The following is a 20,253-nucleotide window of genomic DNA, read 5'->3' as shown; positions in this document are numbered from 1 at the left end:
AGATCCTCGACTTAACCCTTGAGCCCTTTGTGCTATGATCCGCTCCCTTCGGAGCGCATCTGCACAGATGCGTACTTGCAACCCATCGTCTATTTTCGATGGGGTAACAATGGTTTGTGGTGACAGATGAATAGTGGCTATCTGCATTTCCCTGAATTTGACCCGGTGATTTTCTCCATCGGGCCAGTCTCTTTGCACTGGTATGGTGTGATGTACCTGGTCGGCTTCGTGTTCGCCATGTGGCTTGCGGGTCGTCGTGCTAATAAGCCTGGCAGTGGCTGGACGAAAAACGAAGTCGAAAACCTGCTGTATGCAGGCTTCCTTGGGGTATTCCTCGGTGGGCGTCTTGGTTATGTCTTCTTCTACAATCTGCCATCTTTCCTGGCCGATCCACTCTACCTGTTTAAAGTGTGGGACGGCGGCATGTCCTTCCACGGCGGCCTGGTCGGTGTCATCTGCGTAATGATATGGTTTGCGCGCCGAACCCATCGTTCCTTCTTCCAGGTTTCTGATTTCATAGCGCCACTGATTCCATTTGGCTTGGGCGCGGGTCGCCTTGGTAACTTTATCAATGGCGAGCTGTGGGGGCGTGTTGACCCGAACTTCCAGTGGGCGATGCTGTTCCCAGGTTCCCGCAGCGAAGATATCGGTCTGCTGGCGACTCACCCTGAATGGCAGTCGCTCTTTAACACCTACGGTGTTTTGCCGCGCCACCCATCTCAGTTGTATGAAATGGTTCTGGAAGGCATCGTGCTGTTCATCATCCTGAATCTGTTTATCCGTAAACCACGTCCGATGGGGTCTGTATCTGGCCTGTTCCTGATTGGTTACGGTGCGTTCCGTATCATCGTCGAATTCTTCCGCCAGCCAGATGCGCAGTTTACCGGTGAGTGGGTGCAGTACATCAGCATGGGGCAAATCCTTTCGATTCCGATGATTGTCGCTGGTGTGGCAATGATGGTTTGGGCATATCGCCGTCGCCCCCAGCAACAGCTTTCGTGAGGAAATATGAAACAGTATCTTGATTTGATGAAACATGTGCTGGAAAACGGCACGCCAAAAGATGACCGTACCGGTACCGGCACATTGTCGATTTTCGGTCATCAGATGCGCTTCAATCTGCAAGATGGCTTCCCACTGGTTACCACTAAGCGTTGCCATTTACGTTCCATCATTCATGAGCTGCTGTGGTTCCTGAAAGGTGAGACTAACGTTGCTTATCTGCATGAAAATAATGTCTCCATCTGGGACGAATGGGCGGATGAAAACGGCGATTTGGGGCCTGTGTACGGTAAACAGTGGCGCTCATGGGCAACACCTGATGGCCGCTATATTGATCAGCTGACTACCGTTATTAACCAACTGAAAAACGATCCCGACTCACGCCGTATTATTGTTTCGGCGTGGAACGTGGGTGAGCTGGATAAAATGGCATTGGCTCCTTGCCATGCGTTTTTCCAGTTCTACGTGGCGGATGGCAAGCTTTCCTGCCAGCTTTATCAGCGTTCATGCGATATATTCCTTGGCCTGCCGTTTAATATCGCCAGCTACGCTTTACTGGTGCATATGATGGGGCAGCAATGCGAGCTGGAAGTGGGTGATTTTGTCTGGACAGGTGGTGATACCCACTTGTACAGCAACCACCTTGAGCAGACTCGTTTGCAATTAACGCGTGAGCCACGCGCATTGCCGAAGCTAGTAATCAATCGCAAACCAGAATCACTGTTTGATTACCGTTTCGAAGATTTTGAAATTGAGGGTTACGATCCTCATCCGGCAATCAAAGCTCCAGTCGCTATCTAACGGTTAATAACCTGCCATAACCGGTGCCCTATGTGCGCCGGTTTTTTTTACCTCAATTTCGGCTTTGCGATCCTGTTTCCAGCAGTTCTGCAATTCTACGCAACAATAAAACTTCCCTTCGAGAAGCCTCGAGAAACGAGTTATTGCTGCTGGCGCGTAATTTCGCAGCTGGCACACTCCCACCATGAAAACAAAACAGTCTGGCTTCAGCCTGATAGAAATGATGATAGTCATTGTCATTGTCGCAATGCTCAGTGCTGGCGGTGTCTACGGGTGGCAACAATGGCAGCAACAGCAGCGCTTGCGGATAACCACTCAGCAGATTCGACATTTACTTGAACAGTTACGCAGCGATGCAAACTGGAATAATCGCGACCATTTGCTTGTGGTGAAGCGCTCAGGAAAATCGTGGTGTCTGGCAAGCAAAATGAATGCAGGGAGTGTCTGTAACGCAAGCCAACGCTGGTCATTGCTACAACCATTTGCTGATGTCGATATTGCAGATACCACGCCGGGAATTGGGTTTTACGGGCTTAGGAACACAGCGTGGCCGGGTCATATCACGTTACAAAGCTCCGCCGGAAAGTGGCGAGTTATTCTTTCAACGCAGGGAAGAATTCGCGTCTGCGAAGTTAAAGGGAGCAACAAATGCAGCTAAACCAACAGGGCTTCACAATACTTGAAACGCTTATTGCCATGGCCTTGAGCAGTCTTGTTTTGCTTGGGGCCGGGAGGCTATTTCCAGTGCTTCAGCAGGCGGTATTACTACAGTATCAGAAAGAGACACTGCAAGAATCGCTCTGGCAACTGGCATTCAGTTTAGGTAAACAGCTTCAACGCGCGGGCTATTGTCATGGAAGTTGCCAGGGTGAGGGGCTGGTTATACGCAAAGAGGGCGAGTGTGTCTTGTTGCAATGGGACAATAACAGCAACGGACGCTGGGAACCGTCTGGCCATACCGAAACTGAATTAACCGGTTATAGACTTAATGGCAACAACCTCGAAGCTTTGCGCGGTGCTTCCAGTTGTGAAGGCAGTGGTTGGGAGAAAATCTCCGATCCCGCATCAATGATGATACAAAAATTCTCTGTTACCCGTCTGGCTCGCCACTCACTGCCACCGTTGCTAGTTATCGAGCTGGTTGCCGCTTTTAAAAAAGAGCAAAGCCCTGTGTCTTTGCGCCATATCGTTGTCGGTTATAACCTGTGAATGGGCAATCTGAGAAAGGTAACGCTACCCTGGGCTTTGTGCTGCTGTTGTTTGCCTTAGGAATATTAATGCTGAGCGGGTTGCAGCAGCAGCTAAATCAACAGCGCTACCTGGTCGCAAGCGAAATAGGGTTTCTTAAACAATATGCTGCCGCTGTGTCAGCACAGGCCTGGGGTAGTCAGCTATCCTGGCCGTCGACACCAACCTGGCAGTGCCAGCAACAGTCAGACCAGGGCTGGAATGCTTGCATACTAACGGTGGGGAAAAATGAATTTCTGATGGCGGCTTACGGGAATTTTCCGGGGCAACAATCACCAGTAACTCTTTGGCTGTGGGGTACGTTGGATAACTCACGTTGGATATCAACTCCCCATGGTTGGCTCGACTTTTGCCCTTTAACGGATGCTTCCCGATGCCAGTTACCCCAATGAAATCAAGACAGCGCGGCTTTAGTCTGATTGAAGTGCTGTGTGCTATGGCACTGTTTTCGGTCGTTATGTTGGCATTAATGGGCTACCACCGGGTTCTCCAGCAGGGTTTTCAGTCGCAATGGCAATTTCGTCAGCTCTGGCGCTTAGCTGTAGAAATGGGGGAACCTGAATCGCCTCTGCCCACAAATGAATGGAGAGTCAGCCAGCAGCAGACATCGACGGCAGGATGTGTCAGCATCAATGTTATTATTACCAGCCCTGTCGGGCGTACCGGGCAGTTGTCGCGGTTGCATTGTTCGCAGAAAGAGAAAAGTCAGGAGTAGCGTTTCTATGTTGCGTGTTTACCATTCCAATCGACTGGATGTGCTGGAAGCAATTATGGAGTTTATTGTGGAAAGGCAACCGCTGCCCGACCCTTTTGAACCCGAGGTTGTACTGGTGCAAAGTACCGGTATGGCGCAATGGCTGCAAATGACGCTGGCCCAAAAATTTGGTATCGCGGCTAACATCAGTTTCCCACTTCCGGCGAGCTTTATCTGGGACATGTTTGTGCGCGTACTGCCAAATATTCCTGAGCAGAGTGCTTTCAACAAGCAAAGCATGAGCTGGAAGTTAATGACGCTCATCCCGACGATGCTGGATCAGCCTGAATTCGCTTTGTTAAACCAATATCTGGCAGAAGATGAAAATGGCCGAAAACTCTCTCAGTTAGCCTCAAGAATTGCAGACCTTTATGACCAATACTTGGTTTACCGCCCAGGTTGGTTAAGCCAGTGGGAGAAAGGCGAACTGGTTGATAACGTGGGCGAGGCCCAGTTATGGCAGGCTCCGCTGTGGGCCGCTTTGGTTCGCCACACGCAAGAGCTTGGGCAACCTGAATGGCACCGTGCAAACCTGTACCAACGTTTTATTAACGCTCTGGAATCAAGTAACGAATGCCCGCAAGGTTTGCCTGCCCGAGTCTTTATTTGTGGTATTTCAGCTCTGCCCCCGGTTTATCTTCAGGCATTACAAGCACTGGGTAAGCATATTGACGTGCATTTGCTGTTTACCAACCCGTGCCGCTACTACTGGGGCGATATTAAAGACCCTGCTTATCTTGCACGCTTGATCAGCCGCCGCCGCCGTAGCCATGGGCATGAAGGTATTACTCTTCCGTTATTTAAAGATAGCGACACGGCGTCTTCATTGTTTAATGAAGAGGGTGAGCAAGATATTGGCAACCCGTTGCTGGCCTCGTGGGGAAAATTAGGACGCGATTACACGTTCATGCTTGCTGAGATGCAACGCTTTGAAGAAATTGATGTTTTCGTTGATATCGAACCAGACTGTTTATTGCGCAGTTTGCAGTACGATTTACTTGAGCTGCAAAACAATGCGGTGACAGGTTTGACGCAGGAAGAGTTCGAGCATAGCCACAGTAAAAGAATCCTTTCACCGGATGATAATTCCGTCGCTTTCCATCAATGCCATAGCCCTCAACGTGAAGTCGAAGTATTGCACGACCAGTTGCTGGCGATGCTGGATGCTGACCCAACCCTTACCCCGCGCGATATCATCGTGATGGTGGCGGATATTGACAGCTACAGTCCGTTTATCCAGGCGGTATTTGGCAATGCAGCAGCGGAGCGTCGGTTACCATTTGCGATTTCCGATCGCCGGGCAAGACAAGCGCACCCGGCCCTACAGGCATTTATCTCCCTGCTTTCACTTCCTGATAGCCGTTTTGCTGCGCAGGATGTTTTGGCGTTGCTTGAAGTTCCCGCACTGGCTACTCGCTTCTCAATCAATGAGGAAGGGCTACGCTATTTGCGCCAGTGGGTGAATGAATCCGGAATTCGTTGGGGTATTGATGACGACAATGTCCGTGAATGGGATCTCCCGGCTACCGGGCAGCATACCTGGCGCTTTGGTTTAACGCGCATGCTGTTAGGTTATGCAATGGATAGCCAGGCAGGTGAATGGCAGTCGGTTCTTCCATACGATGAATCAAACGGTTTAATTGCTGAACTGGTTGGGCAACTGGCAGATCTTTTAATGCAGCTTAATAAATGGCGGCATGAACTTACCGTTGCGCGTCCGCTGGCTGAGTGGACTTCCGTTTGCCGTGACATGCTAGCCAGCTTCTTCCTGCCTGATACCGAAACTGAAGGCGCACTGGCGCTGATTGAGCAGCAGTGGCAAGAAATCATTAAATACGGTCTGGAGTCGTGTTATCAGGAAAATGTTTCCCTGATGCTGTTACGTGATGAACTGGCACAGCGCCTCGACCAGGAGCGCATCAGTCAGCGCTTCCTGGCAGGGCCGATAAATTTCTGCACCTTAATGCCCATGCGTTCTATCCCGTTCAAAGTGGTTTGTTTGCTGGGGATGAATGATGGCGTTTATCCACGCACGCTGGCTCCGCTCGGGTTTGATCTTATGAGCCAGAAGCCGCAGCGCGGCGACCGTAGCCGCCGTGACGATGACCGTTACTTGTTCCTCGAAGCGCTCAACTCTGCGCAAGCGCGTTTCTATATCAGTTATATCGGGCGTTCCATTCAGGACAACAGCCAGCGTTATCCCTCAGTGCTGGTAGATGAGTTATTAGATTACATCGCCCAAAGCCATTGCCTGGAACAGGACACAGAACAAACCTGTGACGAAAGCAGCGAGTGGGTAAAAAGGCATCTGGTGCAACTGCATCACCGCACTCCATTTGAAGCCGGAAATTTTGTCTCTGGCGCATCTGCGCAAAGCTATGCCTATGAATGGCTGCCTGCCGCAAGTGAGCAAGGGCAAGCACAAGCCCCGTTCATTCAGCCACTTGAAAACAAAACACATGACGTTATCACGTTGGATCAACTGCAACGTTTCTGGCGCCATCCTGTCCGCGCTTTTTTCCAGATGCGTCTGGGCATTAACTTCCGTCTTGAAGAAACTGAACTGCCTGATGCGGAACCTTTCACCTTAGATAGCCTTGAACGTTTCCAGATGAACCAGGAATTGCTCAATACGCTAGTTCAGGAAGGCGACACGCAGCTGCTATTCAGCCGCTATCGGGCTGCGGGGATATTACCGTTTGGCGCATTCGGTGAAATTTTATGGGAAACCCAGTTAACAGAAATGGAAGAACTGGCGCAAAAAGTGAGAGCCGAGCGACAAAATGGCACCAGCCAGGAAGTCTCGCTCCAGATAGACGGAACAAGTCTGGAAGGTTGGTTGTCGGATGTGCAGGCCGATGGTTTGCTGCGCTGGCGACCGTCGATCCTCAATTCGGCGCATGGATTACAACTGTGGATTGAGCATGTTGTGTGGTGTGCAATGGGAGGAGAAGGAGAAAGTCGTCTGTATGGGCGCGATTCTACTGAGTGGAAATTCCCGCCGATGGATGTTGAACAGGCGAAAAGCTATCTCCAGCAACTTATTGATGGTTATCGGAAAGGATTAGTACAGCCATTGCTATTGCTACCAATAAGTGGAGGGGCATGGATAAAAGCTTGTTACGAACCCGCGAATGATGCCATTTTATGGGATGAGCAAACGCAACAGAAAGCCAAAAGTAAGCTGTTGGCGGCCTGGGAAGGGAATCAGCGAGTCGACGGGGAAGGGGCCGACATGTGGCTGCAACGCCTGTATCGAACGCTCGAGCCTGACTACTACGACGCGATAATCAGTGAAGCCGAGCGCTATTTACTGCCCCTGTTTCGCTTCAATAAAGCTTAAAAAAATGTATAAAAATTGCACAATCCGGCAGGTTCATCTATTATGCGCAGCTTGCTCAGGATTGGCGAAAAAAGAAACAACGACAATGACAGATTGTTTTAAAAGTTGTTAATGATGAGTAAGTTAGTGAATGAGGTTCGTTAATGCCTAAATGCAGCACTTGGTTAAAACCGCTTTTCTTGTTAGTCGCTCTTTGGGCACCATTAAGTCAGGCAGATACGGGTTGGCAGCCTATCCAGGAAACAATCCGTAAAAGTGAAAAAGACAATCGCCAGTACCAGGCAGTACGCCTTGATAATGGTATGACGGTTCTGCTTGTTTCTGACCCGCAAGCTGTTAAGTCATTGTCTGCACTGGTTGTTCCTGTGGGGTCGTTAGAGGATCCGAACGACCATCTCGGCCTTGCTCACTATCTTGAACACATGACACTGATGGGTTCTAAAAAGTATCCAGAGCCTGACAGCCTGTCGGAGTTTCTCAAAAAGCACGGTGGCAGCCATAATGCCAGCACTGCAACCTACCGCACTGCGTTTTACCTCGAAGTGGAAAACGATGCACTGGAAGGGGCAGTAGATCGCTTGTCGGATGCTATCGCTGAACCGAACCTTGCGCCTGAGTACGCTGAACGTGAACGTAATGCGGTCAACGCAGAGCTGACGCTGGCGCGTGCTCGTGACGGCATGCGCATGGCACAAGTCAGTGCCGAAACCATCAACCCAGCTCACCCTGGTTCACGTTTTTCTGGCGGCAATCTGGAAACACTGCGCGACAAACCGGGCAGCAAACTGCTGGATGCGCTGGTGGCTTTCCGCGATAAATACTATTCCGCAAACTTGATGAAAGCGGTTATCTACAGTAATAAGCCATTGCCTGAACTGGCAAAAATTGCGGTAGAAACCTACGGCCGGGTGCCCAATAAAAACATTGAACGTCCGGTGATTGATGTACCAGTAGTGACCGATGCGCAAAAAGGCATTGTGATTCACTACGTGCCAGCATTGCCGCGCAAAGTGGTGCGTGTTGAATTCCGCATCGACAACAATAGCGATAAATTCCGCAGTAAAACGGATGAGTTAATTGGCTATTTGATTGGTAATCGCAGCAATAATACTCTTTCAGATTGGCTGCAAAAACAGGGGCTTGCTGACAGCATTCGCGCTGATTCCGATCCTTTAGTTAACGGTAATAGCGGCGTATTTGCTATTTCGGTGTCGTTAACAGACAAAGGCCTTGCACAGCGTGATGAAGTGGTTGCGGCAATCTTCAGTTACTTGAATAAGCTGCGCGAAAATGGTGTTGATAAAAGCTATTTCGATGAGCTTGCCCATGTTCTGGATCTCGATTTCCGTTACCCATCAATTACACGCGATATGGATTATGTCGAATGGCTGGCAGACACCATGTTACGTGTACCGGTCGAACATACGCTGGATGCGGTTAATATCGCGGATCAATACGATCCCGCAGCGATTAAATCTCGTCTTGATATGATGACGCCGCAGAACGCGCGTGTCTGGTACATCAGCCCGAAAGAACCGCACAACAAGATGGCATATTTTGTTGAAGCCCCTTATCAGGTCGACAAAATCACACCACAAGTCTTTGATGTCTGGCAGCAAAAAGCGGCGACCATCAAGCTGGAATTGCCACAATTAAACCCGTACATTCCTGACAATTTTACGTTGGTTAAACCTGATAAAACTTACGCGCATCCTGAACTGTTGGTGAAAGAACCAGGGTTACGCGTGTTGTATATGCCAAGCCATTACTTCGCGAGCGAGCCTAAAGCTGACGTGACCATGGTGCTGCGTAATCCGCAAGCGATGGATAGCGCTAAAAACCAGGTGCTGTTTGCTCTCAATGATTATCTGGCTGGAATTGCGTTGGATGAATTAAGCAATCAGGCCTCAATCGGCGGAATTGGTTTCTCGACCAATGCTAATAGCGGGTTGATGGTCAACGCCAACGGTTACACACAACGTTTGCCGCAGCTTTTTGAAGCGTTATTAAAGGGCTACTTCTCTTACACGCCAACGCAAGAACAGTTGGATCAAGCGAAGTCCTGGTATGCCCAGATGATGGACTCGGCAGATAAAGGTAAGGCTTACGATCAGGCGATTATGCCGGTGCAAATGATCTCGCAGGTGCCGTATTTCCAGCGTGAAACTCGCCGTGATCTGTTGCCGACGTTAACGTTAAAAGACGTGCTCGATTACCGGGATGGTTTAAAAACCAATGCTAAACCTGAGTTTTTAGTCCTTGGTAATATCACCCCACAGCAAGCTACAGACCTGGCGCATGGGGTGCAAAGCTTGCTCGGGACTAAAGGCAATGAATGGTGCCGCAACAAAGACGTGCTGGTGGATAAACAACATTTATCCATGTTTGAAAAAACCGGCAGCAGCACCGATTCCGCATTAGCTGCTGTATATGTGCCCAAAGGTTTCGATGAGACCACGAGTACGGCTTACAGTTCGATGTTGGGGCAAATCATTCAACCTTGGTTCTACAACCAGTTGCGGACACAGGAACAGTTAGGTTATGCGGTGTTCGCATTCCCGATGTCTGTGGGACGCCAGTGGGGCATTGGTTTCTTGTTGCAAAGTAATGATAAGCAACCGGCCTATTTGTATGAACGATTCAAAGCGTTTTACCCAACAGCCGAGAAAAAGCTGCGTAGCATGAGCGCGGAAGATTTCGCGCAAATGCAGCAGGGAATGATCAGTGAAATTATGCAGGCTCCGCAGACCTTGTCCCAGGAAGCTTCGCAGCTGAGCAAAGATTTTGATCGTGGAAACATGGACTTTGATTCGCGTGATAAAGTAGTCGCCGAAATTAAAAAGCTGACTCCACAAAAACTGGCTGATTTCTTCCATCAGGCTGTAATCGAACAGCAGGGAATGGCGGTACTGTCGCAAGTTTCTGGTAGCCACAATGGTAAAGCAGATTATGCCGCTCCGGATGGTTGGAAAACCTGGAAGGAGGTCAGCGCTCTGCAACAATCACTGCCGCTCGTAGATTCAAAGTGATAGCAGCTAAAATACCTGCAACTTGAAAGACAAAGGGTAAAAAATGACCGGAACCACGCAGCCTCTTGATCCCCTTAGCTTGCCTCTTACGGGGGAGCGGCTGATAGAAGCCTCTGCGGGGACCGGAAAGACTTTTACCATTGCGGCACTGTATTTGCGTCTGCTGTTAGGCCTGGGAGGTAAAAATGCTCATCCCAGGCCGCTTTCTGTCGAAGAGTTGCTGGTCGTAACCTTTACGCAGGCGGCGACGGAAGAGCTTCGTGGCCGTATTCGAGCCAATATCCATGAGCTACGCATCGCATGCGTACGCAATCGTACCGACAATCCTCTGTTCCAGAGTCTGCTGGCTGAAATTCCTGACCTGCATCAGGCGGCGCAGGTTCTGCGTCTGGCCGAACAGCAAATGGATGAAGCGGCGATATTCACCATTCACGGCTTCTGTCAAAGAATGCTGAGTCTGAATGCCTTTGAATCAGGCATGTTGTTTGAACAACAACTCATCGAAGATGAATCACTGTTACGTCGCCATGCTTGTGCTGATTTCTGGCGCCGCCATTGTTATCCGTTGCCTAAACCTGTCGCCCAGGTGATGGCAGAAGAGTGGGCTGGCCCGGAAGAACTGCTCAGAGATATCAATAGCTGGCTGCAAGGCGAACAACCCATTCTGAAACAGCCTCCAGCCGATGACGAAACGTTGCTTGCGCGTCATCAGAAAATCATCGAATCCATTGAAAACGTGAAAGCGCAATGGTGTGTCAGTGCAGATGACATCGCGCAGATCCTGAGTGTGGCGAAGATTGACCGCCGCAGCTATAGCAGTAAAAACTTACCGAACTGGCTGAATATTGTTGGTGTGTGGGCGCAGACAGAAACCACGACCTATAAATTACCCGATCAGCTGGAGCGTTTTTCTCAGTCGATGCTTGATGAGAAAACCAAAGAAGGCCAACCGCCGCAGCATCCTGTTTTCAGGGCGATTAACGATCTGCTGGGCGAACCGCTGACGCTGCGTGATTTAGTCATTGCCCGCGCGATGGCTGAAATCCGCTACACCGTGCAGCAGGAAAAACGCCGCCGTGGCGAACTCGGGTTTGACGATATGTTAACCCGCCTTGATGAAGCGTTGCATAAACCCGGCGGGGATGCGCTGGCAGCGGCGATCCGCAGCCGTTTCCCGGCTGCAATGATTGATGAGTTTCAGGATACCGACCCGCAGCAATATCGTATTTTCAGACGTTTGTATATCAATCAGCCTGATACTGCATTGTTGCTTATCGGTGACCCAAAACAGGCGATTTACGCTTTCCGTGGCGCGGATATTTTTACCTACATGAAAGCCCGGCATGAGGTAAGCGCCCACTACACGCTGGACACCAACTGGCGTTCATCACCGGGGATGATAAACAGCGTAAATACCCTTTTCCAGCAGTTGGATAACCCCTTCTTATTCGCGCAAATTCCATTCTTAGCGGTGAAAGCCGCCCAGAAGAACAATGGCTTACGTTTTACCCTCAAAGGGAAAAACCAGGCGGCGATGTCGTTTTGGGCGCAATCAGGCGATGGCTGCGGTGTGAGTGATTACCAACAAACTATGGCCATGCAGTGCGCACAACAAATTCGGGAATGGTTGAGTGCCGGGCAGCGTGGCGAAGCATTGCTGTGGAAAGGGGAAGAGTCACGCCCGGTACAGTCGTCTGACATCACCATTCTGGTTCGTAGTCGCGGCGAAGCATCGATTGTGCGTGAAGCATTGAGCGCCCTGAATATCCCTTCGGTTTATCTTTCAAACCGTGACTCAGTATTCGCAACGCCGGAATCTCGAGAGATTCTGTGGATTTTGCAGGCGGTACTGGCCCCAGAAATAGAAACGGCGCTGCGTAGCGCCGTCGCCACTAGCATGTTGGGGCTGGATGCCCGAATGATAGAAGCGCTGAACAATGACGAAAATGCCTGGGACTGCCTGGTTGAAGAGTTTTCCGAGTATCGGCAAATTTGGTTACGCCGAGGCGTGATGCCGATGTTACGCGCGCTTATCGCACGACGTCAGGTTGCCGAAAACTTGCTGGCAACACCGGGTGGCGAGCGGCGTCTGACCGATATTTTGCATATCAGCGAGCTGTTGCAAGAAGAAGCCGCGCAAACTGACAGTGAACATGCGCTGGTGCGCTGGTTGGCTCAGCAGGTTGCGGAACCTGACAGTAACGCCTATAGCCAACAACTACGTCTCGAAAGCGACCGACACCTGGTTCAGGTGGTCACTATCCATAAATCAAAAGGGCTGGAATACCCGCTGGTTTGGTTGCCATTCATCGCCAATTATCGGGCGCAAAACAGCGGCCTGTACCATGACCGTTCCACGTTTTCACCTTTGCTGGATTTAAGTGATGACGCGGAAAGCCTGAGTCTGGCAGAAGAAGAGCGCCTGGCGGAAGACTTACGCCTGTTGTACGTCGCGTTGACGCGCTCAATCTGGCATTGCAGTCTTGGCGTCGCACCGTTGTTTAAAGGTAATCGCGCTAAAAAAGGGAACAGCGATTTGCACCTTGGGGCGTTGGGTTATCTTTTACAAAAAGGCGAAGCGAAAGATGCAGCGGGATTACAGATTTGCTTGCAGGAACTGGCGAGCGAGTCGATTAGCGTCGAAGAGCCTAAGTCAGATGATTACACTCCGTGGCAGCCGGTGAGTGAGGCGTTGCCCGAACTTAGCGCACGTACCATGACAAGGCAGGTGGCTGATAACTGGCGAGTCACCAGTTATTCAGGTTTACAGCAGCATGGTAGCAGCCAGGCTCTGGATTTATTGCCGCGCCTGGATGTCGATGCCGCAGGTGCTGCACCGACTCAAAGTGAGCCATTACTTACTCCGCACACCTTTCCACGTGGGGCAGGGCCGGGCACATTTTTGCATAGCTTGTTCGAAGGCATTGATTTTACTCAGCCAATAGATGAAGCGTGGATTGCAAAGCAGTTAAGCGAGCAAGGTTTTGGTGAGCAGTGGCAGCCGATTGTCACCGAGTGGTTGCACACTATTTTGCAGGCACCGTTGAATGACGCGGGCGTGTCGCTTAGCCAGTTAACTCCGCAAGACAGGCAGGTCGAAATGGAGTTCTATTTGCCGATAGAGAGTGATTTGCAGGCAGCACATTTAGATGCCCTCGTGCGGGAATATGACCCGTTATCAAAAGGTTGTCCGCCGTTAAACTTCAAGCAAGTGCGTGGCATGCTGAAAGGGTTTATTGACCTGGTGTTCCGCTGGAAGGGGCGCTACTACCTGCTGGATTACAAATCGAACTGGCTAGGAGAAGACAGCAGCGCTTACACCGGGGAAGCGATGATGGCGGCGATGCAATCTCATCGGTATGATCTGCAATATCAACTGTATACGCTGGCTTTGCACCGTTATTTACGGCACAGAATTCCTGATTATGACTACCAGACTCATTTCGGCGGCGTTATTTATCTCTTTTTACGTGGCATCGAAAGTAATGGCTCCTCACAGGGAATATTTTCAACGTGCCCGGATGAGCAACTGATTGCGAAGATGGACGCACTATTCGCGGCGCAAAAGGACGAGGTGACGCCATGAAAATGTCTGAGCTTTTACAGCAGGCGGTTGAGCAAAAGTTATTGCGTGCGCTGGATGCACAGTTTGCCATGATGATTGCCAGTGATGATCAGCCCGCGGTGATGCTTGCGGCGGCATTGGTCAGCCACGATGCGGGTGAAGGGCATGTCTGCATTCCGCTTTCACGTTTAATCCCGGAGTTCTGTTTTTCCGGGCGTCAGCCAGATTTAGCGGCACAATTTTTTGCGCTTGCCGACCTGAAAAGCGGCTGGCGCGAGACATTGCTGGCTTCCAATGCAGTGAGTGAATACGAAGGCGCGACCCCGCTAAAGCTGATTGGCGAGCGTTTATATCTCAACCGAATGTGGCAAAACGAACAATCCATTGCGCAGTTTTTTGTGCAGGAAAATCGGCCCATTGCGCTTAATGAATCGCAGGTCATTAACGTACTCAATCAGCTTTTTGAGCCGCTGCCCGAGACTGACTGGCAAAAAGTGGCCGCTGCTGTGGCATTAACCCGTCGAATATCGGTGATTTCAGGCGGGCCGGGTACCGGTAAAACCACCACGGTGGCGAAATTGCTCGCCGCGTTAGTCCAGCTTTCGGATGCCCCATCCTTGCGGATTCAACTCGCCGCGCCGACGGGGAAAGCCGCAGCCCGCCTGACGGAATCATTGGGTTCGGCGTTGCGCCGCTTGCCGTTAGATGAAGCGCAAAAAGCCTCATTACCCAACGATGCCTGCACATTGCACCGTTTGTTAGGTGCGCAACCGAACACCCAGCGCCTGCGCTACCACGCCGGAAACCCTTTGCATCTTGATGTGCTGGTGGTGGATGAAGCCTCGATGGTGGATTTGCCGATGATGGCAAAACTGATCAATGCGATGCCTCCTCATGCGCGAGTGATTTTCTTAGGCGACCGCGACCAGTTGGCGTCGGTTGAAGCAGGGGCCGTGCTCGGGGATATTTGCCACTATGTCACGCATGGGTATTCACCTGCGCGTGCGGCAGAGCTGAGTCTGCTCACCGGCTATACGCTTCCTGCGGGAGAAGGTAGTGGCGCGAGCGCGTTGCGTGATGGCTTGTGTTTACTGCAAAAAAGCTACCGCTTTGACAGTAAATCCGGCATCGGGCAACTGGCATTTGCGGTCAATGCCAGCGATGTTAAGCGCGTCAAAACCGTATTTAGCGAAGGTTTTAGCGATATTACTAAACAACCACTGCGTGAAACGGCGGACTACGCCATGATGATTGACGATGCGGTGGAAGGGTATCGACCATACCTGGACTTGATTCGCAATCAGGCAGAGCCCGCTTCTATTCTTGAAGCTTTCGGGCGTTATCAAATGCTATGCGCATTGCGTGAAGGTCCGTTTGGCGTCAGCGGTTTGAATAGCCGCATCGAGCTGGCACTGATTCAAAAACGGTTAATTGAGCGGCCAAATCAGGCGACATCGCGCTGGTATAACGGCAGGCCGATTATGGTTTCTCGTAACGACAGTTCGTTGGGGCTGTTTAACGGGGATATCGGTATCGCGCTGGATAGAGGCGAAGGGTTAAGGGTCTGGTTCCCGATGCCGGATGGCACCATTAAATCCGTACAGCCAAGTCGTTTACCGGGCCACGATACGGCATACGCCATGACGGTGCATAAATCGCAGGGTTCTGAATTTGAACATGCCGCGCTGGTGCTGCCAAACCAGTACACCGCTGTGGTGACGCGTGAACTGGTGTATACGGCGATTACCCGCGCTCGAAATAAGCTGTCGCTGTATGCCGATGATCGGGTGTTAGAAAAGGCAATTGTGACCAGGACTGAACGGCGTAGCGGGTTGATGGAGAGTTTTAGCTAGCCCAGAAGGGCTAGCTTTTTAATTATGCTAAATCTGCCATCAACACTTTTGAACGGCGCTGATAGTTGTACATCTCTTTTTTGCTTTCCGGCAGCAGTTCGACATCCACTGGCATAAACCCGCGTTCCTGGAACCAGTGAATACTGCGGGTTGTCAGCACGAACAACTTGCTTAATCCCATTTGCCGCGCTTGCGTGGCAATGCGTTGCAGCAATACTTCACCGCGTGATGAACTGCGGTAATCCGGATGAACCGCAACACATGCCATTTCACCAATCCCTTCCTCCTGGAATGGATAAAGCGCCGCGCAAGCGATAGTCAGGTTATCGCGCTGGATGATGGTGAACTTGTCGATCTCCATTTCCAGTTGTTCACGCGAGCGGCGCACCAGAATGCCTTGCTGCTCCAGCGGGCGAATCAGCTCCAGAATGCCGCCGATATCGTTAATAGTGGCGCGGCGAATTTGCTCCGCACTTTCCATCACGATTTGTGTCCCGATACCGTCGCGTGAGAAGAGTTCTTGCAACAGCGCCCCGTCTTCCTGATAGCTAATTAAGTGGCTGCGGCGCACACCACTGCGGCAGGCTTTCACCGCGCCACGCAGAAAACGCACGGTGCCAGAGTGGTAATCACCTGCTTCTTCCAGCTCTTCAATACGTTTTTGCGCATCGTTGGGGAACAGTTCTGAAACGATATTGCCGTTGTCGTCGATAACGCCCTGAGAAGAACAGAAGCCGATCATTTTCTCGGCTTTCAGTTTGACCGCCAGCTGCGTGGCAATCTCTTCAGACGTGAGGTTGAAGCTTTCGCCAGTGACAGAAACCGCCACCGGGCCCATCAATACAATTGCACCGTTATCAAGCTGACGATGAATGGCTTCTTCGTCGATGCGACGCACGCGCCCGCTGTGGCAATAATCCACGCCGTCATCCACGCCAAGAGGCTGAGCAATAATAAAATTACCGCTAACGACATTGATGTGCGCACCTTGCAACGGCGTGTTGCCGAGGCTCATGGACAAACGCGCAGTGATATCCAACTGCAACAAACCGGCGGCCTGTTTGACCAGTTCCAGCGTTTTGGCATCGGTGACGCGCGTGTGTTTATGATAGATAGGCTCATGATTATGCGAAGCCAGATTAGTATCAATCTGTGGACGCGCGCCGTAGACCACCACCAGACGAATTCCCAGGCTGTGCAACAGCCCAATATCGTTAACGATACTGGAAAAGTTCTCGTGTTCAATGGCTTCGCCGCCCAGCATAATGACAAACGTTTTTCCCCGATGGGCATTTATATAGGGGACAGTATGGCGGAATCCCTGTACCAGTTCGGTTCTACGTTCCTTCACCACGGCAAGCCCTCACTGCATGATTATTCGTAATTTCTGTATTTTTATTCTTTTATTGCCTCTGGCGCAAGCAGCAATTGCCTCAAAGCTGAAATTTCTGCATCCGCGTAGCCAGGTGCTTGATTGCGAATGTTTACCCTTTAAAGGGTGACAGCCCGAGCGTGTTTCGCTAAAGTTTTCGGCTCAAAAAATAAAATTGGTTATTTGTTTCACGGAAACACACCGCTCAGGAGAGCTATGTCAGATTCCCGTTCGTTAATTAGTCGTCGCCGCTTATTGCAGGGCGCAGGCGCTATGTGGCTACTGAGTGTCAGCCAGGTTGGCTTTGCTGCCTCAAGCCTGGTGGTTGCGGTGCGTGTATGGCCTGCATCGTCATACACTCGTGTCACGCTGGAATCGAACAAGCAGCTTAAGTATAAGCAGTTTGCGTTGAGCAACCCCGATCGCGTGGTTGTCGACATAGAAGGTGTGAATTTAAATTCAGTTTTGAAAGGAATTGGCGGCCAGATTCGCGGCGACGATCCTTTCATCAAGTCAGCACGTGTTGGGCAGTTTGATCCACAAACGGTGCGCATGGTTTTTGAACTCAAGCAGAATGTGACTCCACATCTTTTTGCGCTGGCACCGGTTGCTGAATTTAAAGAACGCCTGGTCATGGATTTGTATCCGGCCAATATGAACAGCGAGCAGGATCCTCTCTTGGCGCTGCTCGAAGATTACAATAACGGCAAGCTGGATAAAGACGCACCGCCGTCTCCGGAGCAAGGGCCGCAACCGGGTAAAGCCGGGCGCGACAGGCCAATTGTTATCATGCTCGATCCCGGCCACGGCGGGGAAGATCCTGGAGCCATTGGGCCGAACAAAACGCGTGAAAAAGATATCGTGCTCAAAATTGCGCGCCGCCTGAAAGCGTTGATTGATAAAGAAGCGAATATGAAAGCCTACATGACGCGCAACGAGGATGTGTTTATCCCGTTAAAAGTCAGGGTGGCAAAAGCGCAGAAGCAGCGTGCGGATCTTTTTGTTTCCATTCATGCGGATGCGTTTACGTCCGGAGCCGCTCGCGGATCGTCAGTATTTGCACTCTCAACCAAAGGTGCCACCAGTACGGCAGCAAAATTCCTCGCCCAAACGCAGAACGCCGCCGACTTAATTGGTGGGGTGAGTAAGAGTGGCGACAGATATCTCGACCATACGATGTTCGATATGGTGCAGTCGCTGACGATTAACGACAGTCTTAAATTCGGTAAAGAAGTGCTGGCCAGATTAGGCAAAGTGAACAAGCTGCATAAAAATAGCGTCGATCAGGCTGGATTCGCCGTGCTGAAAGCCCCGGACATTCCATCCATTCTGGTCGAAACCGCGTTTCTGAGTAATGTAGAAGAAGAGCGCAAGCTGCGTACTGCGACATTCCAGCAGGAAGTGGCTGAATCAATTCTGGCAGGGATTAAGGCGTATTTTGCGGATAGCTCGCGATTAGCGCGGCGCGGCTAATACTTTGTCGGATGACGCTTGCGCTTATCCGACCAACAACGGCATTTCGTCGGGTGGATAAGCGTCATCCACCAAATAACACGAATTTCAGATACAAAAAAACACCCGTTAAGGTGTTTAAATGTTGGTTGCGGGGGCCAGATTTGAACTGACGACCTTCGGGTTATGAGCCCGACGAGCTACCAGGCTGCTCCACCCCGCGTCCGTAAACTTCTTTGTTACCCAAATGATTTTCATCATTGCGCGAATACTCAGCGACTTAGTTGGTTGCGGGGGCCAGATTTGAACTGACGACCTTCGGGTTATGAGCCCGACGAGCTACCAGGCTGCTCCACCCCGCGTCCGTATAACTATTTACTACTCACTGCTAGTGATTTTCATCACCGCGCTAAACTCAGCGACTTTTTAATTGGTTGCGGGGGCCAGATTTGAACTGACGACCTTCGGGTTATGAGCCCGACGAGCTACCAGGCTGCTCCACCCCGCGTCCGTGGAAGCGCACTATACTCTGCTCGGCTTTTGATGCAACCCTTTTTTTAAAAAATACCCGATTTGTCTCATCTAACTGATAATAATTTAATTTAAGTACAAATAACGAACACATCTGGGCTGCGCGAGGCGCAACACGTTTAAATCTTGCAGCGTGTTTGCTATCTTCGCGTGGGATAAAGCGGCGTAACCGGGCGAGGAAGTAATGATAGGACGTTGGACGAAGTACATTTTAACTGGGGTAGTGGTTGCCATTCTGGCGGGCTGCTCCTCAAAACCGACAGATAAAGGTCAGCAATATAAAGACGGGAAGTTTACCCAGCCTTTTTCCCTCGTAAACCAACCGGATGCGGTGGGAGCACCAATAAACGGTGGTGACTTTGCTGAGCAAGTTAACCAGATTCGTTCTGCTTCTCCTCGCCTCTATAATAGCAAGAGCGATGTTTACGGTGCCGTTCAACAGTGGCTGCGTGCCGGTGGCGATACCAGCAAGCTGAGCCAGTACGGTCTTGATGCCTGGCAAATGGAAGGTGCTGACAACTACGGCAACGTGCAATTCACCGGCTACTACACGCCAGTTGTACAGGCGCGTTATACCCGCCAGGGTGAGTTCCAGTATCCAATCTACCGTATGCCACCAAAACGCGGTCGTTTACCGTCTCGTGCGGAGATTTACCGGGGTGGTTTGAGCGAAAGCTACATTATTGCTTACAGCAATTCCTTAATGGATAACTTCATTATGGATGTGCAGGGCAGCGGCTATATCGATTTCGGCGACGGGCAGCCATTAACCTTCTTCGGTTATTCGGGCAAAAATGGCCACGCTTACCGCAGTATCGGCAAAGTGCTTATCGACCGTGGCGAAGTGAAGAAAGAAGATATGTCGATGCAGGCGATTCGCCATTGGGGTGAAACGCACAGCCAGGCTGAAGTGCAGGAACTGCTCGAACAGAATCCATCGTTCGTCTTCTTTAAACCTGCAAGCTTCGCGCCGGTGAAAGGGGCGAGTGCGGTGCCGTTAATTGGCCGTGCGTCGGTTGCGTCTGATCGTTCAATTATTCCTGCGGGCACCACTATTCTTGCGGAAGTGCCGTTACTTGATAACAACGGTAAATTCAGTGGGCAATACGAATTACGCGTGATGGTGGCGCTCGATGTTGGCGGTGCGATAAAAGGTCAGCACTTTGATATCTATCAGGGGATTGGTGCTGACGCCGGTCACCGCGCAGGTTGGTACAATCATTATGGACGCGTTTGGGTGCTGAAAAATGCGCCGGGCACGACCAACAGCGTATTCACGGGTTAATCTTCCCGCAGACGGGCT

Annotated in this window: 13 protein-coding genes and 3 tRNA genes; 12 read left to right on the top strand and 4 right to left on the bottom strand. The window is 50.9% G+C overall.

Annotated elements, in window-relative coordinates; translation table 11 throughout:
* Positions 1-126: 126 nt before the first annotated feature.
* From lgt to recD, 10 genes are all read left to right on the top strand, one after another.
* The gene (gene lgt / locus M2371_RS11605) at positions 127-1,002 is read left to right on the top strand and encodes a prolipoprotein diacylglyceryl transferase (protein ID WP_034498063.1); all 876 of its coding nucleotides are present in this window, start codon (positions 127-129) and stop codon (positions 1,000-1,002) included.
* Positions 1,003-1,008: 6 nt separating this feature from the next.
* Positions 1,009-1,803: a thymidylate synthase gene (gene thyA / locus M2371_RS11600; RefSeq protein WP_172893362.1), complete on the top strand. Its 795-nt coding sequence runs from the start codon at positions 1,009-1,011 to the stop codon at positions 1,801-1,803.
* A gap of 184 nt (positions 1,804-1,987) precedes the next feature.
* Complete coding sequence (locus tag M2371_RS11595) at positions 1,988-2,461, top strand: prepilin peptidase-dependent protein (RefSeq protein ID WP_172893363.1); 474 nt, start codon at positions 1,988-1,990, stop codon at positions 2,459-2,461.
* Positions 2,452-3,012 (top strand): prepilin peptidase-dependent protein, encoded by a 561-nt coding sequence (locus M2371_RS11590; RefSeq protein WP_172893364.1) that lies wholly within the window; start codon positions 2,452-2,454, stop codon positions 3,010-3,012. Before M2371_RS11595 ends, M2371_RS11590 begins: the two co-directional genes overlap by 10 nt.
* Positions 3,009-3,443 carry a YgdB family protein gene (locus M2371_RS11585; RefSeq protein WP_259267769.1) on the top strand — a complete coding sequence of 145 codons (435 nt, stop codon included), beginning with the start codon at positions 3,009-3,011 and terminating at the stop codon, positions 3,441-3,443. The genes M2371_RS11590 and M2371_RS11585 overlap by 4 nt, the downstream gene beginning before the upstream one ends.
* Complete coding sequence (locus M2371_RS11580) at positions 3,440-3,766, top strand: prepilin-type N-terminal cleavage/methylation domain-containing protein (protein ID WP_259267768.1); 327 nt, start codon at positions 3,440-3,442, stop codon at positions 3,764-3,766. Before M2371_RS11585 ends, M2371_RS11580 begins: the two co-directional genes overlap by 4 nt.
* A 7-nt stretch (positions 3,767-3,773) precedes the next feature.
* Entirely contained in the window at positions 3,774-7,148 is a 3,375-nt protein-coding gene (recC, locus tag M2371_RS11575; RefSeq protein ID WP_259267767.1) for an exodeoxyribonuclease V subunit gamma, read from the top strand.
* 143 nt (positions 7,149-7,291) lie between these two features.
* Positions 7,292-10,177 carry a pitrilysin gene (gene ptrA, locus M2371_RS11570; RefSeq protein WP_259267766.1) on the top strand — a complete coding sequence of 962 codons (2,886 nt, stop codon included), beginning with the start codon at positions 7,292-7,294 and terminating at the stop codon, positions 10,175-10,177.
* Between the two features lie 43 nt (positions 10,178-10,220).
* A complete protein-coding gene (gene recB, locus M2371_RS11565; RefSeq protein WP_259267765.1) occupies positions 10,221-13,763 on the top strand; it encodes an exodeoxyribonuclease V subunit beta in 3,543 nt (1,180 codons plus the stop codon).
* Positions 13,760-15,595 (top strand): exodeoxyribonuclease V subunit alpha, encoded by a 1,836-nt coding sequence (recD, locus tag M2371_RS11560; protein ID WP_259267764.1) that lies wholly within the window; start codon positions 13,760-13,762, stop codon positions 15,593-15,595. Before recB ends, recD begins: the two co-directional genes overlap by 4 nt.
* 22 nt (positions 15,596-15,617) lie before the next feature.
* On the opposite strand, the gene argA is transcribed toward recD, so the two are convergent.
* Positions 15,618-16,949, bottom strand: coding sequence for an amino-acid N-acetyltransferase (argA, locus tag M2371_RS11555; protein ID WP_034498150.1), 1,332 nt, complete (start codon positions 16,947-16,949; stop codon positions 15,618-15,620).
* A 234-nt stretch (positions 16,950-17,183) separates the two neighbouring features.
* Between argA and amiC the strand changes: the two genes are divergently transcribed.
* Positions 17,184-18,440, top strand: coding sequence for an N-acetylmuramoyl-L-alanine amidase AmiC (amiC, locus tag M2371_RS11550; protein ID WP_259267763.1), 1,257 nt, complete (start codon positions 17,184-17,186; stop codon positions 18,438-18,440).
* 125 nt (positions 18,441-18,565) lie between these two features.
* On the opposite strand, the gene M2371_RS11545 is transcribed toward amiC, so the two are convergent.
* From M2371_RS11545 to M2371_RS11535, 3 genes are all read right to left on the bottom strand, one after another.
* Positions 18,566-18,642 (bottom strand) — tRNA-Met (locus M2371_RS11545).
* Positions 18,643-18,704: 62 nt separating this feature from the next.
* Positions 18,705-18,781, bottom strand: a tRNA-Met gene (locus M2371_RS11540).
* Positions 18,782-18,850: 69 nt separating this feature from the next.
* Positions 18,851-18,927 (bottom strand) — tRNA-Met (locus M2371_RS11535).
* Positions 18,928-19,134: 207 nt separating this feature from the next.
* Between M2371_RS11535 and mltA the strand changes: the two genes are divergently transcribed.
* Positions 19,135-20,235, top strand: coding sequence for a murein transglycosylase A (gene mltA / locus M2371_RS11530; RefSeq protein ID WP_259267762.1), 1,101 nt, complete (start codon positions 19,135-19,137; stop codon positions 20,233-20,235).
* The last annotated feature ends 18 nt before the right edge of the window (positions 20,236-20,253 follow it).

Source organism: Buttiauxella sp. BIGb0471 (assembly GCF_024807715.1).
GTDB classification, from domain to species: domain Bacteria; phylum Pseudomonadota; class Gammaproteobacteria; order Enterobacterales; family Enterobacteriaceae; genus Buttiauxella; species Buttiauxella agrestis.
The sequence above is the reverse complement of the archived record's forward strand: the minus strand, read 5'-3'. Positions and strand labels throughout refer to the sequence as shown.

Coding starts and splice junctions, on each gene's coding strand:
- lgt (WP_034498063.1), top strand. CDS start 127: ATGAATAGTGGCTATCTGCATTTCCCTGAATTTGACCCGGTGATTTTC.
- thyA (WP_172893362.1), top strand. CDS start 1,009: ATGAAACAGTATCTTGATTTGATGAAACATGTGCTGGAAAACGGCACG.
- M2371_RS11595 (WP_172893363.1), top strand. CDS start 1,988: ATGAAAACAAAACAGTCTGGCTTCAGCCTGATAGAAATGATGATAGTC.
- M2371_RS11590 (WP_172893364.1), top strand. CDS start 2,452: ATGCAGCTAAACCAACAGGGCTTCACAATACTTGAAACGCTTATTGCC.
- M2371_RS11580 (WP_259267768.1), top strand. CDS start 3,440: ATGAAATCAAGACAGCGCGGCTTTAGTCTGATTGAAGTGCTGTGTGCT.
- recC (WP_259267767.1), top strand. CDS start 3,774: ATGTTGCGTGTTTACCATTCCAATCGACTGGATGTGCTGGAAGCAATT.
- ptrA (WP_259267766.1), top strand. CDS start 7,292: ATGCCTAAATGCAGCACTTGGTTAAAACCGCTTTTCTTGTTAGTCGCT.
- recB (WP_259267765.1), top strand. CDS start 10,221: ATGACCGGAACCACGCAGCCTCTTGATCCCCTTAGCTTGCCTCTTACG.
- recD (WP_259267764.1), top strand. CDS start 13,760: ATGAAAATGTCTGAGCTTTTACAGCAGGCGGTTGAGCAAAAGTTATTG.
- amiC (WP_259267763.1), top strand. CDS start 17,184: ATGTCAGATTCCCGTTCGTTAATTAGTCGTCGCCGCTTATTGCAGGGC.
- mltA (WP_259267762.1), top strand. CDS start 19,135: ATGATAGGACGTTGGACGAAGTACATTTTAACTGGGGTAGTGGTTGCC.